This is a genomic window from Streptomyces sp. NPDC007164, assembly GCF_040634135.1.
Classification (GTDB): Bacteria; Actinomycetota; Actinomycetes; order Streptomycetales; family Streptomycetaceae; genus Streptomyces; species Streptomyces sanglieri.
This window is the reverse complement of sequence record NZ_JBEYFB010000012.1, coordinates 89,440-103,765: the sequence shown is the minus strand read 5'-3', so window position 1 is coordinate 103,765 and position 14,326 is coordinate 89,440. Positions and strand designations below refer to the sequence as shown.

At 68.5% G+C, this 14,326-nt stretch carries 13 protein-coding genes, 1 tRNA gene and 1 pseudogene; 13 read left to right on the top strand and 2 right to left on the bottom strand.

Annotated features, from left to right (window positions below):
• Positions 1 to 5 precede the first annotated feature (5 nt).
• From ABZ622_RS17995 to ABZ622_RS17960, 8 genes and pseudogenes are all read left to right on the top strand, one after another.
• Positions 6 to 1,439 carry a hypothetical protein gene (locus ABZ622_RS17995; protein ID WP_360544146.1) on the top strand — a complete coding sequence of 478 codons (1,434 nt, stop codon included), beginning with the start codon at positions 6 to 8 and terminating at the stop codon, positions 1,437 to 1,439.
• Positions 1,440 to 1,580: 141 nt separating this feature from the next.
• Positions 1,581 to 2,822, top strand: coding sequence for a type VII secretion-associated serine protease mycosin (mycP, locus tag ABZ622_RS17990; protein WP_360544144.1), 1,242 nt, complete (start codon positions 1,581 to 1,583; stop codon positions 2,820 to 2,822).
• A gap of 51 nt (positions 2,823 to 2,873) precedes the next feature.
• Entirely contained in the window at positions 2,874 to 3,359 is a 486-nt protein-coding gene (locus ABZ622_RS17985; protein ID WP_360544142.1) for a hypothetical protein, read from the top strand.
• 7 nt (positions 3,360 to 3,366) lie between these two features.
• Entirely contained in the window at positions 3,367 to 5,196 is a 1,830-nt protein-coding gene (locus ABZ622_RS17980) for an alpha/beta hydrolase (RefSeq protein WP_360544140.1), read from the top strand.
• On the top strand, positions 5,193 to 6,158 hold the full coding sequence (locus ABZ622_RS17975; protein ID WP_360544138.1) for a hypothetical protein: 966 nt from the start codon (positions 5,193 to 5,195) through the stop codon (positions 6,156 to 6,158). Before ABZ622_RS17980 ends, ABZ622_RS17975 begins: the two co-directional genes overlap by 4 nt.
• Before the next feature lie 15 nt (positions 6,159 to 6,173).
• Positions 6,174 to 6,527 (top strand): annotated as a pseudogene (locus ABZ622_RS17970) (Scr1 family TA system antitoxin-like transcriptional regulator); the annotation flags it as partial.
• Positions 6,524 to 6,718 carry a DUF397 domain-containing protein gene (locus ABZ622_RS17965; RefSeq protein WP_360544136.1) on the top strand — a complete coding sequence of 65 codons (195 nt, stop codon included), beginning with the start codon at positions 6,524 to 6,526 and terminating at the stop codon, positions 6,716 to 6,718. The pseudogene ABZ622_RS17970 and the gene ABZ622_RS17965, both read left to right, overlap by 4 nt.
• 2 nt (positions 6,719 to 6,720) lie before the next feature.
• Positions 6,721 to 7,308: an AAA family ATPase gene (locus ABZ622_RS17960; RefSeq protein ID WP_360544281.1), complete on the top strand. Its 588-nt coding sequence runs from the start codon at positions 6,721 to 6,723 to the stop codon at positions 7,306 to 7,308.
• Positions 7,309 to 7,387: 79 nt separating this feature from the next.
• Here the strand turns inward: ABZ622_RS17960 and ABZ622_RS17955 are convergent.
• Positions 7,388 to 7,459 (bottom strand) — tRNA-Cys (locus ABZ622_RS17955).
• Positions 7,460 to 7,645: 186 nt separating this feature from the next.
• On the opposite strand from ABZ622_RS17955, the gene ABZ622_RS17950 reads away from it, so the two are divergent.
• The 4 genes from ABZ622_RS17950 to ABZ622_RS17935 all read left to right on the top strand — a co-directional run bounded on the left by ABZ622_RS17950 (position 7,646) and on the right by ABZ622_RS17935 (position 11,652).
• The gene (locus ABZ622_RS17950) at positions 7,646 to 9,118 is read left to right on the top strand and encodes an MFS transporter (protein WP_360544134.1); all 1,473 of its coding nucleotides are present in this window, start codon (positions 7,646 to 7,648) and stop codon (positions 9,116 to 9,118) included.
• Between the two features lie 22 nt (positions 9,119 to 9,140).
• Positions 9,141 to 9,350, top strand: coding sequence for a hypothetical protein (locus tag ABZ622_RS17945; RefSeq protein ID WP_360544132.1), 210 nt, complete (start codon positions 9,141 to 9,143; stop codon positions 9,348 to 9,350).
• On the top strand, positions 9,338 to 9,706 hold the full coding sequence (locus tag ABZ622_RS17940) for a Fic family protein (protein ID WP_360544130.1): 369 nt from the start codon (positions 9,338 to 9,340) through the stop codon (positions 9,704 to 9,706). Before ABZ622_RS17945 ends, ABZ622_RS17940 begins: the two co-directional genes overlap by 13 nt.
• 164 nt (positions 9,707 to 9,870) lie before the next feature.
• On the top strand, positions 9,871 to 11,652 hold the full coding sequence (locus tag ABZ622_RS17935; protein ID WP_360544128.1) for a DEAD/DEAH box helicase: 1,782 nt from the start codon (positions 9,871 to 9,873) through the stop codon (positions 11,650 to 11,652).
• Positions 11,653 to 11,800: 148 nt separating this feature from the next.
• Here ABZ622_RS17935 and ABZ622_RS17930 read toward each other — a convergent pair whose 3' ends face one another.
• A complete protein-coding gene (locus tag ABZ622_RS17930) occupies positions 11,801 to 12,331 on the bottom strand; it encodes a hypothetical protein (RefSeq protein WP_360544126.1) in 531 nt (176 codons plus the stop codon).
• A 207-nt stretch (positions 12,332 to 12,538) separates the two neighbouring features.
• Here ABZ622_RS17930 and ABZ622_RS17925 point away from each other — a divergent pair, with 207 nt between their 5' ends.
• A complete protein-coding gene (locus tag ABZ622_RS17925) occupies positions 12,539 to 14,245 on the top strand; it encodes a hypothetical protein (protein WP_360544124.1) in 1,707 nt (568 codons plus the stop codon).
• Positions 14,246 to 14,326: the final 81 nt, after the last annotated feature.

Below are 14,326 nucleotides of genomic sequence, written 5' to 3'. Positions count from 1 at the left end.
GCGACGTGAGCCCGACCTTCGACAGCATGAGCCACGAGCGGATGCTGGAGTGGCTGGACGCGGCCAAAAGCGCTGAGATCCAGGGCGCGGCGGATCGTCTTTCGAGCGCGGCGTCGGAGATCCGCAAGATCGCCGAGGACCTGAAGGTCCGTCCGCAGTGGGTGGAGTGGAAGGGCCAAGGGGCCGATGCGTTCCGCACATGGAGTGCAGATTTGGCCAATGCGACGCTGCGCCTGGGAGATTACAGCGAAGGCGTGTCCAAGTGGCTCGGTGAGGCATCGAACGCGATCGCATTGGCGCAGGCGTCGATTCCCCGCACCGAGGCGGGTGCACAGGCCAACCTGGAGGCAGCTCTCGCTGCCCGGAACGATCCGGATGCTTCGGATGTGGCGAGGAAGTCCGCGGAGACGCTGATCGAGTCGGGGAAGAGGAACAGGGAAGAGGCGGCCGCGCAGATGCGGAGGCTGTCGCAGACGTACACCCTCTCGTCGTCGCAGATGATGTCTCTGGAGAAGCCGGTGTTTCCGGCATTGCCGGGGGCGATCGCACTGCAAGGCGCTGATAGGCGCGACGGACGACAGAATGGACGAATTCCGCCAGGGTCGACGCCCACATCCGCTTCCAGTGGTGTGGTGCACCCCGGTGTACCAGGAAACCGCGCTGAAGCCATGGTTGATGTGACCGCGCCTGTCAGCAGCGTGAATCCCACCTCGCACACGATGTCGCCCCCCGTCTCCAGGTCGGTGGACATGGAAATAGATGGAGTGGCCGCGCTGCCGGATACGCCGCCCTCACCGGTTGCGAATCCAGTAGTGCCGCAGACCGGGCCCAGGCCTGACATTCTTCCCTCGCTGACGCCGGGCGTCATTCCGCTCGCTCCTCATGGCAGCCGCTCAGCACCGCGCAGCACCAGTGGAGGAGGCAGCACGACTGGTTTGCCGCGTCCGTCAGTGTCTGCTCCGGGGGTGACTCCGCAGGGCCCCGGTCCGGTGGGCCGTGCCCCCGGGCCCAACGGGATCACGGGTGGCCGCGCTGTACCCCCGGAGTCAGGACGCTCTGCTGTGGGAATCCCTCGTGGAACGGTCATCGGCAACGAGAGCCCCCGCGGCACAGCGCCCATGGGGCGTGTCCCGGGTATGGGCGGCGGAGTCGGTTCCGGAGTCTCTCCGATCACGGGCGGCAGCAGCCGCCGGCTGGCCGGGGAGTCTGGTGGCGCGGTCGGCGGTCGCCAACAACAGAGTCGCGGGTCTGCACGCCCGTTCACTGCAGGGGGCTCCGGTCTGGTGAGGGGCGGAGCCTCGGGCGGCTCGACGCGCAATGGCTCCGGGGCGCACAGGACAGGGCGGGACGAGAACGTTGATCGGCCGGACTACCTGGTCGAAGACGATGAGACCTGGCAGCAGGGCGGCCGACGCGTTGTTCCGCCGGTCATCGACTGATCAGCAGGGAACTCATGAGGGACTTGGATGCGCATCAGGAACGAAGGACCGACACGACGGCGACCCGCGCTGGCGGCTGCGCTGGGCCTACTCCTGGTAGGCGGTTCTGTTGTGCCCGCGTTTGCTGACTCCACGCGTTCCATGCAGTGGCATCTCGACGCCATGAAGGCAGACGACATGTGGGAAACGAGTACGGGCAAGGGCGTTGTCGTTGCAGTGCTCGATACCGGTGTGGACCCGGCGAACCCGGACCTGGCCGGGCGGGTCCTCAAGGGAAGGAACTTGGAGTCGGACGTCGCGGGTGATGAGCACACCGACTACGACGGCCACGGTACGAGCATGGCCGGCCTGATCGCGGGGACGGGCCGGAGCAACGGAGGGAACGGCGCCTTCGGTCTTGCGCCAGGAGCGAAGATCCTACCGATCCGCATGCCCGATTCGGGAGTAGGGGCAACCCAGGCCGAGGGGGACGCAAAGTTCAATCGAGTTGCTCCTGTGGCGATTCGGTACGCGGTGGAACGCGGCGCAAAGGTCATCAACATTTCCCTGGGTGCGCAGGCAGGTTCGCAAGCGCTTACAGATGCGGTGAAGTATGCGCTCGACAATGGATCGCTGATCTTCGCGGCAGCCGGCAACAGCGGTGATGGAGCCAACCTGCTCGAATACCCGGCTGGGACGCCCGGGGTTGTCGGCGTAGGCGCCATCGGCCATGACTCGAAGAAGACCGACGAGTCCCAACACGGGCCGCAGATCGACCTCACAGCACCCGGGATCGACATGGTCCATCCCTGCACGGGCGGAACCCAACTGTGCAAGACGAGCGGAACCAGCGATGCCACCGCCATCGCCTCCGCCTCCGCCGCCCTCATCTGGGCCAAGCACCCCGACTGGACCAACAATCAGGTCCTCCGCGTCATGCTGAACACGGCCGGCGCCCCCACCAGCGGCGCCAAGCGCAACAACTACGTCGGCTACGGCATCGTCCGCCCCCGCATCGCCCTCAAAACCCCGGGCACCCCCGGCCCGGCAGACGTGTACCCGCTTCCCGACCTCGCGGCGGCCAAGAGCCCCAGCCCCTCCGCCGAACCTTCCAGAGCAACCGGAAGCCAGGAGAAGAAGGACGAGAAGCAGGCCGCCGCAGCCCCCGCATCCGATGACAGAAGCAACACCGGTCTCTGGATCGGCCTCGGCATTGGTGCCGTCGCTCTGATCGGCGCAGTGGTCGCGGCCCTGGCCGTTCGGGTCCGTCGTCGAAGGCATGCCGTCGTCCCAGCCACGTACCCGCTCCAGCCCCCACATCCCCATCCGTGCCCGCAGCCCACGCACCCGTCATGCGTACCCCCACCGGCCACTCCCCCCGACTCCAACTCGCCCTGGGTATAGGCACAGATACGGACTGCGTGCTGCCGCTGCGATGTAGTGTTCTTGGCCGGAATGATCAGCAAGGGTAAACGGGGGCTGCGCATGGCGTGGGACGAGTGGGAACAGATCAAATCCGAGCTGACCGATCGGCAGCCCGTGGCGATGCGGATCAACCACGTTCCGATGGAGCCACCCACTGGGCCCAGCGCCGTAACAGGTGGTCTGAAGTCCAGCAAGAAGGCCTGGGTCACGGCTGGGGAAGGGGTGGGTTCGCTTCGCCGGAGCATTGGCACCGCGCTGACTCAACTGGAGGACAGCCAGGCAGGGCTCGGCGCAACCACGGGTTGTCTGAGCACGGCCGCGCAGAAAGACGTGTACGACTCCTGGAAGAGGTACGCCGAAAAGGTCAGCGAGCGGTGCGGCGCGCTCCAAAAGATTCTGGAACAGGTGGGCCACGACCTGTTGTCGACCGATGGCGCGGTCGAGGGCGAGATGCAGAAGCTGAACGTCAAGTACGCGGACACGGACGCCATCGGCGGCCGGGCGAAGGGCCAGTGACACCAGGATGGACTACGCCACACTCAAGGCCTTCAAGCCCTCCGAGTTCGAGGACGCCGCCGACGGGTACCGCTCCATGGGCAAAGTGGCCCAGGCAGCCAAGGACCACATCGAGAACACCGTCGCCGCCGGCATGCGCGGGACGTTGGAGGGCGAGGCGGCGGAGGCGTCACAGAAGCAGCTTCAAGCCCTGGCGAAGAACTTCCACTACACCCTGACCGAATGCGGCGTGATCAGCACGGCCCTCAACGGCTTCGCCTATGACATGGCGGCTGCCAAGCGGACTCTGAACGCGGCGATCGAGGACGCCCAGGCGGACGGCTGCACGGTGAATGGGGACGGCTCGGTCACATACCCGGCGGGCCGGAGGCCAGGCGAAGAGAAGGTCGCTGACGGCGGCACGGTGACAGGAAGCGTCGGAGGCAGTCCGACCTCCGATGCCCTGGAGCGCCAGGCGGCGAACATCCACCCGAACCCGAACTACGGCAAGGCGACGGGGTACGCGAACCGGATCGCCGACGCGCTCAAGGAAGCCACGGACGCGGACACGAAGTGGGCACCGAAAATACGGGCCCTCAAGGCTGATGACGACCTGACCGTGTCTGCCCGGGATTGGGCGGATGTCAGGTCGGATACGGGGGGCGTGCGCGGGGCGGCTGATGCCTATCTCGACACGATCAAGCCACCGCCCAAGAACGACTGGCCCCAGGACAACGCCAACTGGTGGAAAGGTCTGTCCGAGGAGCAGCGTGCAGCTTATGTCTCCATGCACCCCGCGAGTATCGGAGCGCTCGACGGTCTCCCCTCCGACGTACGCGACGAAGCAAATCGCACCGTGCTTGCGGAACAACGCGGCGCCAAGCAAGTGGAGTACGACGCGTGGCTCAAGAAGGAACCGGAACACTACAAGCCCTACATCAGCCCCCTCACGGGTCGCGAGGTGAAGGGTGCGATGGTCCCGACCGAGGAGTGGAAGGAGTGGAACGAGAAGAAACAGCAGATCGAGAACGGCTTCAAGGGCATGGACGACATCCAGAAGCGTTTCGACAGCTACACGAGCGAGAGCACTCGCCCCTATCTGCTCGGATTTGACGGCAACAATATGGGGCGCGCCATTGTCTCCATCGGAAATCCGGACACTGCCGACAACGTGGTGACGTACGTACCCGGAACGTTTGCCAAGCTGGAGTCCATTGACGGAGACCTCGGCAGGGCTGAGGCGCTCCAATTGGCGGCGGAGCGCCAGGATCTCGCTCATTCGACGGCCTCGATCGTGTGGCTCGGCTACGACGCCCCGCAGGCCATCGCGAGCGATGCGATGGAGACCGAGTGGGCGGACAAGGCCGAGGAGCCGTTGGGCAATTTCCTTCAGGGTATTGAGGAAGCCAACCATCGCGATGTGAACCAGACGCTCCTGGGGCACAGCTATGGATCCCTGGTGGCAGGCCAGACGATGAGCTCCCATATAGACCTGCCGGTCGACAACGCGATCATGGTGGGTAGCCCGGGCGTGGGCGTGGACCACGCGAAGGACCTGAACATCCCGGCGGACCATGTCTTCGCGGCCACAGCCAAGAACGATCTCATCAACCTCGCCCCGCCGCCGGCAGGTCCCCTGGCACCCCTCAACCCGAAGGCCTACATGGAGCTTTTCGACGACCACTCGATCGTTCACGGAACCGACCCGGTCTCCGACGACTTCGGCGGCGTGGTCTTCGACGTCCCCGACGGAAAGCTGCCGGGCTCTGGCGGGGAGATGATGCCCGCGCACTCCCAGTACTGGGACGCAAAGCCCCTCGGCAGCCTGGCAAAGATCGTTACCGGAGGGCGGCCGTGAATCTGCGCAGGATATTCCCGGCTGCCGCGCTGCTGGCCATGACGGCCACGGTGACCGCGTGCGGGGTGCAGGAGAGCGGACTGGAAACCGGCGGAAAGACACCGAAACAGGTCACGATGAACGAGCAGCAGGCGATCGACCGGGCAGAGGAAATCATTCACCAGGCGGTGGACGGGATGTCCCCCGCACCGACACTGGAGCGCATCGGCCCGGCGCCCGTCGGCCCCTGCATCGCCCGGGACGACCACGGCCCTGACGACCGCGTGCAGGTCACCGTGGTCTACAAACTGACCGGTGTTCCAGGGCGCGAGGCCCAGAAGCTCGTGCGACAGGCACGGGACGCCTGGCTGAAGCGAGGCCACAAATACAACACGTCGGGCGAAGCCGACTGGCCTGGCCCCTTTCCTGCGATCTACATGCGCACGGAGCCCGACGATTTCTGGATGGACGCCATGACCGGCGTCGTGGATCGGGCCAAGGGCGAAGGCCTCGCCTCTCTCAAGGTGACATCACCCTGCTTCCTCCCGCCGGGGAAGTCCTCGGGGTCGACTGCGGCCGACCCCGTTGCCCTGGAGGAGTCGCAGGCCGACGATCCCGCCCGACGTCGGGCCCTCGGCCATTCCAGCCGTGTCTACGACGTCCTGCGGGCCGGGTCTGCGCCCACGCGGCCAGGGGAAGGCCTCAGCACGGTCCGGGACGAGGCCGGGGCGTCGGTTCATCACGCCTGGTCGACGGAGTCGTTGCCGGAGGATGTGAGAGTACGGGCCCTGGCACGCGCGCAGGCGTACTTCCAGCGCGAGGGATGGATTGTGCGCCACGTGCCGACGCGTGAGGGCACCCCCGCCGTCGTCGCCCGCCACCCCGAAGAGGGCACGATCGCACAGGTCGCAGCCTCGACCACCGGCGCGGTGCGGGTTGCGGTCACGACGCCCGCCAACGGTCCGGCGTCTGCAGACGTGTGACGGACGCCTCCGCCGTACGTCGGGTTCGTCATCGAGAAGTCGATCCTGGAACGGACGCTCGGCGGAGCCGAGGTGTTGGAGGAGCAGTTGCCGCATCTGCTGGAGTGCATGCGGCGGATGAACCACCTCACGGTGCAGGTGATGCCCTCGGATCAGCACGCGCACGCGGGGTTGAACGGGCTGATGCAGTTGATGTGCACGGCGGAAGGCCGCAATCTGGTCTTCGCGGAGAGCCAGGGCAGCGATAGGTTGATTTCACAGCCGGAGCAGGTCGGTGACATGTTCGACCTCTTTGGCATCCTGCGGGCCCAGGCGCTCACTCCGTGGGAGTCGGCGGAGATCATCGAAACGAAGGCGAGGCAACTGTGACCACCGGGCCCGAGCTCTCCTGGTTCAAGTCCAGCTGCAGCAACAACGAGGGCGGCGCCTGCACAGAGGTCGCCACCTACCCCCACACCGTCCACGTCCGTGACTCCAAGGTCGTCGACCTCCCCACCCTCGCCGTCGCCCCCGTCGCCTGGACCGCCTTCCTGGCCGGCGCAGTGGCGGGCCGACCGTGAGCATGCTGCGGGCTACTGATCCCGGTCCCGCCGTGGTCCTCATCACCGGGGTAATGGCTTCCGGCAAGTCGACCGTGGCCCAGGCCCTCGCCGAGCGGTTGCCCCGGTCCGTTCATGTGCGCGGGGATGTCTTCCGGCGGATGGTGGTCTCCGGGCGGGCCGAGATGGTGCCGGGGGCGTACGAGGAGGCTGCTGCTCAACTCCGGCTCCGGTACCGGCTGTCGGCGATGACGGCCGACGCGTATGCGGGTGAGGGCTGGACCGCCGTGGTCCAGGACGTGGTGCTGGGCGAGGAGTTGGCCGCGTACGTCGAACTCGTACGGACACGGCCGCTGTACGTCGTCGTGCTCGCTCCCGAGCCGCAGGCCGTTGCCGAGCGGGAGGCCGGGCGGGGGAAGAGCGGTTACGGGGCCGGGTGGACGGTGGAGTCGCTGGACCGGGTGCTGCGGGAGGAGACGCCTCGGATCGGGCTCTGGCTGGATACGTCCGGGCAGACCGTGCAGGAGTCGGTGGACGCGGTTCTCGCGGGGCTCGACCGGGCGCGTGTGGGGATTCCAGGGGCGGCCGGTCCTGAATTCCTTGGTCACTGACTTTCGTAGGTGTACGGACCTTCGTACGCGCGGAAACGGCTGCCCCTTTTGCCGCAGGGACAGCCGTTTCGGTCATTCGAGGCCGTGACCGGATTCGAACCGGTGTAACTCGAGTTGCAGTCGAGCCCCTGAACCACTCGGGCACACGGCCGTGTGTTTCTCGTTGTGGTTCGACCGTAGGGGCGGGTGTGCCGGCCGTTCAAGGGTGCGGGGCGGGGTGCAATGCGACTGCCATACCGCGTTCACGATCGGCATCGTGGTCCTACGACCAACGGCGGACCGGCGGACCGTCTCGCGACAGGGCTCATATGGGATTTCGCCCCTTACTCTTGGGCTCATGAGTGCCCTGGAACCGCGGGACGACGTCGATGTCCCGCCTCTCGCCGTGGACGCCCCTGCCGCCGCCGAATCCGGAGGGGTGCTCGGGCGGAGCTATCGGGCGCTGAGCATCGGCATCGTCTCCGTCGTGTTTCTGATCGCCTTCGAGGCGACCGCGGTGGGGACCGCGATGCCGGTCGCCGCGCGGGAGCTGCACGGCATTCCGTTGTACGCGTTCGCGTTCTCCGCGTACTTCACGACCAGCCTCTTCGCCATGGTGCTCTCCGGGCAGTGGGCGGACCGGCGCGGTCCGCTGGGGCCGCTCGCCGCCGGGATCAGCGCGTTCGCGGCGGGGCTGCTGCTCTGCGGGACCGCCGGGACCATGTGGGTCTTCGTCGCGGGGCGGGCCGTGCAGGGGCTCGGCGGCGGGCTGGTGATCGTGGCGTTGTACGTGGTGATCAGCCGGGCCTACCCGAAGCGGCTGCAGCCGTCGATCCTGGCCGCGTTCGCCGCGAGCTGGGTGATCCCCTCGGTCGTCGGGCCGCTCGCCGCCGGGAGTGTGACCGAGCACCTGGGGTGGCGCTGGGTCTTCATCGGCATCCCGGTCCTCGTCGTGTTCCCGCTGGCGCTCGCGCTGCCCGCGATCCGGCGGCGGGCGGCGGGGCCGGCCGATCCGGCGGCGCCCGTCGAGCCGTACGACCGGCGGCGCATCATGCTCGCGCTCGGGATCTCGCTGGGCGCGGCGCTGCTCCAGTACGCCGGGCAGGAGCTGAACTGGTTCGCGCTGCTGCCGGCCGCCGTGGGTGTCGCACTGCTCGTGCCCGCCGTGCGCGGGCTGCTGCCGCCCGGCACCGGACGGGCGGCGCGCGGGCTGCCCTCCGTGGTGCTGCTGCGTGGCGTGGCGGCCGGGTCGTTCATCGCCGCCGAGTCCTTCGTACCGCTGATGCTGGTGACCCAGCGCGGACTCAGTCCGACGATGGCCGGGTTCTCGCTCGCGGCCGGTGGCGGGACCTGGGCACTCGGTTCGTACGTACAGTCCCGGCCGCGCCTGGAGCCGTACCGGGAGCGGATGATGGTGGGCGGCATGGTGCTGGTCGCCGCCGCGATCGCGGCCGCGCCGTCCGTGCTGATCGACTCGGTGCCGGTCTGGACCGTCGCCGTGGCCTGGGCCTTCGGGTGCTTCGGCATGGGCGTGGTGCTCGCGTCGACGAGCGTGCTGCTGCTGAAGCTGTCGGCGCCGGAGGAGGCGGGGGCGAACTCGGCAGCCCTCCAGATCTCCGACGGGCTCTCCAACGTACTGCTGCTGGCCGCGGGCGGAGCGGCCTTCTCGGCGCTCGGCGGCGGGGCCGTGGGGGCCGTGCACGACGCGGCGGGGGCGGGGGCGGGGGCCGCGGGGTCTCATCCGGGGGCGTTCGCGGTGGTCTTCCTGCCGATGGCGGGGGTTGCGCTGGTGGGGGCGTGGGTGGCGGCGCGGGTGCGGGCAGACGCGTAGTACCGCGCAGTACCGTCGGTTCATGGCTGGTCTGAATCTTCGGTTTACCGAAGAAGAGCTGGATGCCCTGCGTGCGCGTGCCCAGGCGGAGGGGCGGAGCATGCAGTCCTTCGCCCACGATGCGGTGATCACCGTCATGAACGAACACTCACGCCTCTTCGACGAGGCGGCGGAGCATGCGCTGAAGGCGAGCGAGGAGCTCAACCGGAGGCTCGCCCGATGCAGTACCTGACCCTGCCCGAGCTGCTCGACCCGGCGGAGCGCCTCGGCGCGGCGGAGGTGCGTGACTACGGCCTGCTCGACTCGGCGCCGGCCCGCCCGCAGTCGAGCGTGTTCGGTCAGGACGCCTATCCGGACGTTTGGCAGAAGGCTGCCGCGTTGATGGAGTCGCTGGCCCGCAACCCTGCGCTCGTCGATGGGAACAAGCGCATCGCCTGGTACGCGACCTGGGTCTTCCTGCACATGAACGGACACCCGCTGGACGCCGGCTTCGATGTGGATGAGGCCGAGCAATTCGTGCTGGACGTCTGCCAGGGGGAACTGGACATGCCCAAGACCTCGGAGCAACTGCCCAGGTTCGCCAAGTAGCGAGCCCTCTGTGAAGCGGGTCTCAGAGGCGCCGAACCACGGCTGGTTCGTACGGGGTTCCACCCCGCCCCCCGGTAAGGTGGCCCGGTTGTCGTATCGCGGGCGGGTCCGTTCCGGCCCGCGGGACAGCGCCCCACGTACCCGAGAGACCCGAACCGGAGACCGTGACTACTACCGCCTCCCACCACCTCTCACCCGCCTTTCCCGGCCGCGCCCCCTGGGGCACGGCCGGCAAGCTGCGAGCCTGGCAGCAGGGCGCCATGGAGAAGTACATCCAGGAGCAGCCGCGCGACTTCCTCGCGGTCGCCACCCCCGGCGCGGGGAAGACCACCTTCGCGCTGACCCTCGCGTCATGGCTGCTGCACCACCACGTCGTGCAGCAGATCACCGTCGTCGCGCCGACCGAGCACCTGAAGAAGCAGTGGGCCGAGGCAGCGGCCCGGATAGGGATCAAGCTCGACCCCGACTACAGCGCGGGCCCGCTCAGCAAGGAGTACGACGGCGTCGCGGTCACCTACGCGGGTGTCGGCGTCCGGCCGATGCTGCACCGCAACCGCTGCGAGCAGCGCAAGACCCTGGTGATCCTCGACGAGATCCACCACGCCGGTGACTCGAAGTCCTGGGGCGAGGCCTGCCAGGAGGCGTTCGACCCGGCCACCCGGCGGCTCGCGCTCACCGGTACGCCGTTCCGGTCGGACACCAACCCGATCCCCTTCGTCGTGTACGAGGAGGGCAACGACGGCATCCGGCGTTCCTCGGCCGACTACACCTACGGCTACGGCAACGCGCTCGCCGACGGCGTCGTCCGGCCCGTGATCTTCCTCAGCTACAGCGGCAACATGCGCTGGCGCACCAAGGCCGGCGACGAGATCGCCGCCCGGCTCGGTGAGCCGATGACCAAGGACGCCATCGGGCAGGCCTGGCGCACCGCGCTGTCGCCCACCGGCGAGTGGATCCCCAATGTGCTGAGCGCCGCCGACAAGCGGCTGACCGAGGTCCGCAAGGGAATCCCGGACGCGGGCGGGCTGGTCATCGCCACCGACCAGGAATCGGCGCGCGAGTACGCCAAGATCCTCAAGCGGGTCACCGGCGAGAAGGCCACCGTGGTCCTCTCCGACGAGAAGGCCGCCTCGAAGAAGATCGACCAGTTCAGCGGGGACGACTCACGCTGGATGGTCGCGGTCCGCATGGTGTCGGAAGGCGTCGACGTGCCGCGCCTGGCCGTCGGCGTGTACGCCACCACCATCTCCACGCCGCTCTTCTTCGCGCAGGCCGTCGGGCGTTTCGTGCGTTCGCGCAGGCGCGGCGAGACCGCCTCGGTCTTCGTGCCGACCATTCCGATGCTGCTCGACTTCGCCAACGAGATGGAGGTCGAGCGGGACCACGTCCTCGACAAGCCCAAGAAGGGCAGCGACGAGGAGAACCCGTTCGCGGAGGAGGACAAGCTCCTCGCCGACGCCGAGAGGCTGGAGGACGAGGAGACCGAGGAGCAGCTGCCCTTCGAGGCCCTCGAATCGGACGCGGTCTTCGACCGGGTGCTGTACGACGGTGCCGAATTCGGCATGCAGGCGCACCCCGGCAGCGAGGAGGAGCAGGACTACCTGGGGATTCCGGGGCTGCTGGAGCCCGACCAGGTGCAGCTGCTGCTCCAGAAGCGGCAGTCCCGGCAGATCGCGCACAGCCGTCAGAGGCCGGCCGAGGAGGCCGACCTGCTGGAGAAGCCGGCCGACGCGCGGCCGGTGGTCACGCACAAGCAGCTGCTCGGGCTGCGCAAGCAGCTCAACACGATGGTCTCGGCCTACACGCACCAGAGCGGCAAGCCGCACGGAGTGATCCACACCGAGCTGCGGCGGGTGTGCGGCGGGCCGCCGAGCGCGGAGGCCACGGCGGGGCAGATCCAGCAGCGGATCAAGAAGGTCCAGGAGTGGGCCACCCGTATGACGTGAGTCGGCGGGGGCGTGCGGGTGCCGGCCCGGGGTGGGGACAGCGGTCCTCGCCCCGGGCCGGCGTCATGCGTGCGTGCGGATGAGGGTGGTGCGACTGTCGTGCGTGCGGATGGGGGTGGTGCGGATGGGGTGCAGCTGGGAGGAACGGCTACCAGACGAACGGCGCCGACTGGTTCGCCGTGGCCACGCACGGGACCGTGGCCGACGTCGGGGACGAGGCCACGATCTGCAGTGACCAGTTGGTGGCGCTCGGGGGAGAGGCCAGCACCACGGAATTCGTGCTGTCACCCGCGGCCAGGGTGCCGGAGGTGAGCTTCAGCGGGCCCAGGGTGATGGGGTTGCCGCCGCTCAGGCCGGGGTTGGTCTTGCCGGAGAACTGCACCTGGCTGGTGACGCCGCCCGAGGTCTTGCTGAGCTTGAGCGTTGTCGTGATGCTGTTCGGGTCGGCGCTGGTGCCGGTCGGCATGGTGATCGCGGTGGACGTGATCTTGATGGTCTTGGACGTGCCCGAGTCGGTGGCGGTCAGGGTGGCGAGACCGCTGCCCCAGGCACCGCAGTCGTACGTGGCCGTCGCGGTGAGCGGGGTCACGGCCTGGGCCGTCGGCGCCAGGGCGAGAGCGGCGGCCGCGGAACAGGCCACGGCCAGCACCAGCGGGATGTGTCTTCGATTCGACGACATGACGGGGGGAACTCCTTCCGGTTCTGAATTCCGCAGATCCACCGAACAGCTGAAGAAGTGGATCTGCGTGCCGGGCCCGGCATGTCGGCAGCAGTGAAACCGTGAGCTTCGGAGAAGTCAAGAGATGTCCACAGAGGCACTTGAAATTCCCATGGAAATGCTTTTCGGGCATTTCAGATAAGGATCAATCAACTCTCTCTTGACTTCTTGGCACCCGACCTCCTCAATGTGCGCAATCAATGGGCCATGGAGGGGTGTCTGGTGATACGACGACGAAGACCCGGCGTGACCGGTCTGCTCGCTGCCTGCTTCGTACTGTCCCTGAGCTGCGCCGGAGCCACCGCCCAGGCCGCACCGCAGGACGCGCCGGCAGCCGGATCGCGGGCTGCCGGTACGGTCACCCCGACCGTCCACTGCACCCTGCCCGCCGGACAGGGCGAGGCGACCGGGCCGCAGGAGATGACCGTCGAACTGTCGCCCGCGGTCGTCGCCCCGGGCGGGAAGGTGCACGCCAAGGTCACGCTGGGTCCGTCCCCCGCCACCAGCGCGCTGGCGCTGGAGGACGTGCCGACCATCCCCAGCCTCGACCTCGCCATGTCCGGCGGGGCGACCGGCACCGTCACCGTGCGGGGCGCCGAGTTCACGATGGACATCCCGGCCGGGACACCCATCGAACTCCCGCCGTACGAAGGGGACTTCCTGGTCCCGGCGAACGCCTCCGGGGACGTCTCGTTCGCCCCGCTCCGTACGCTGACGCAGACCAAGGTGCTCGGCTCGGTCTTCGAGACGCCCTGCGATGTCGTTGACGGCGGTGGCAGTGTCGGCGGTGTCACGGTGGAGGGCACCGGATCCGAGCCTGCCACGCTGACCGCCCCCGCCGATCCGATACGCCCCAACACCGCGGTGGCGCTGGGTGGTTCGGGGTGGACGCCCGGCGGGACGCCGGTGCCCTCGCTCTGTGCGGTGGGCGGTGGCGGCTGCGATCCGCTGAAGTTCAGGAGCCATACGCTCACGGTCGGCGGTGATGGGACGCTGGCCGGCACGGCCACCCTCGCCGAGGCCGGTGCGGTGCCGGACGGCGCGTACGAGGTGAAGGTCAACGACGGTACGAAGGAGGCCACCGCCCCCCTCACCGTCCGGGCCGTCGCGGCCGGTGACCGCGAGATCTCGCTGTCGCGGAGCAGCGGACCGGTGGGCAGTGTGATCACGGTCAGCGGCAAGAACTACAACCCGGACCGCTGGATCAACGTCATCGGCCTCGATGCCTCGGGCACCGGGCTCGACGACAGCGCGGTCTACGTCAAGAGCGGCTCGGACGGCACGTTCGCCGTCGAGTTCACCGTCATCTCCGACGCCGTCGTCGCGGTCCGGGCGGACGAGGGCAACGATCCGGCGACCGTGCGGACCGCGCCGTTCACCGTCTCCGACGGCGGGGGAGGGGACGGCGGCAGTGCCGACCAGCGGCTCAGCACCTCGGTCAGGGCCGGGACGCTGTCCATGGTCCAGGACGGTGACACCGTCGACTTCGGTACGACGGTGCTGGGCACCGGCAGCGGTGTGCAGCGCTCCCGGCTCAACCGGGTCGAGGTGGAGGACGGCCGCGGTGTGAACAGCGGCTGGTCGCTGACCGCCACGCTCTCCGGCTTCACCGGCACCGCCGGCACCACCATCCCGGCCGACGCCGTCCGGTGGACGCCCAGGTGCACGGCGCGGAGCGGCAGCGTGGGGGCGCCGGTGGCCGGTTCGCCCGGCGCGCTCGGGAGCGGGGCGGCGAGCCTGTGCCGGATGGACCCGGACGGCTCCCGCCCGTTCACCGGCGGCCGGTTCGACGCCGACGCCGATCTCACCCTCACCGTTCCCGGATTCACCCCGCCGGGAGATTACAGCGCGACTCTCACCCTCACTCTTCTCTGAATTATCCGGAAGATTTTCCGGGAACCGTGAGGGGAAGTTCCGGAGGCGCCCGCCCGCTCCGTATCGCATCGGAGCGGGCGG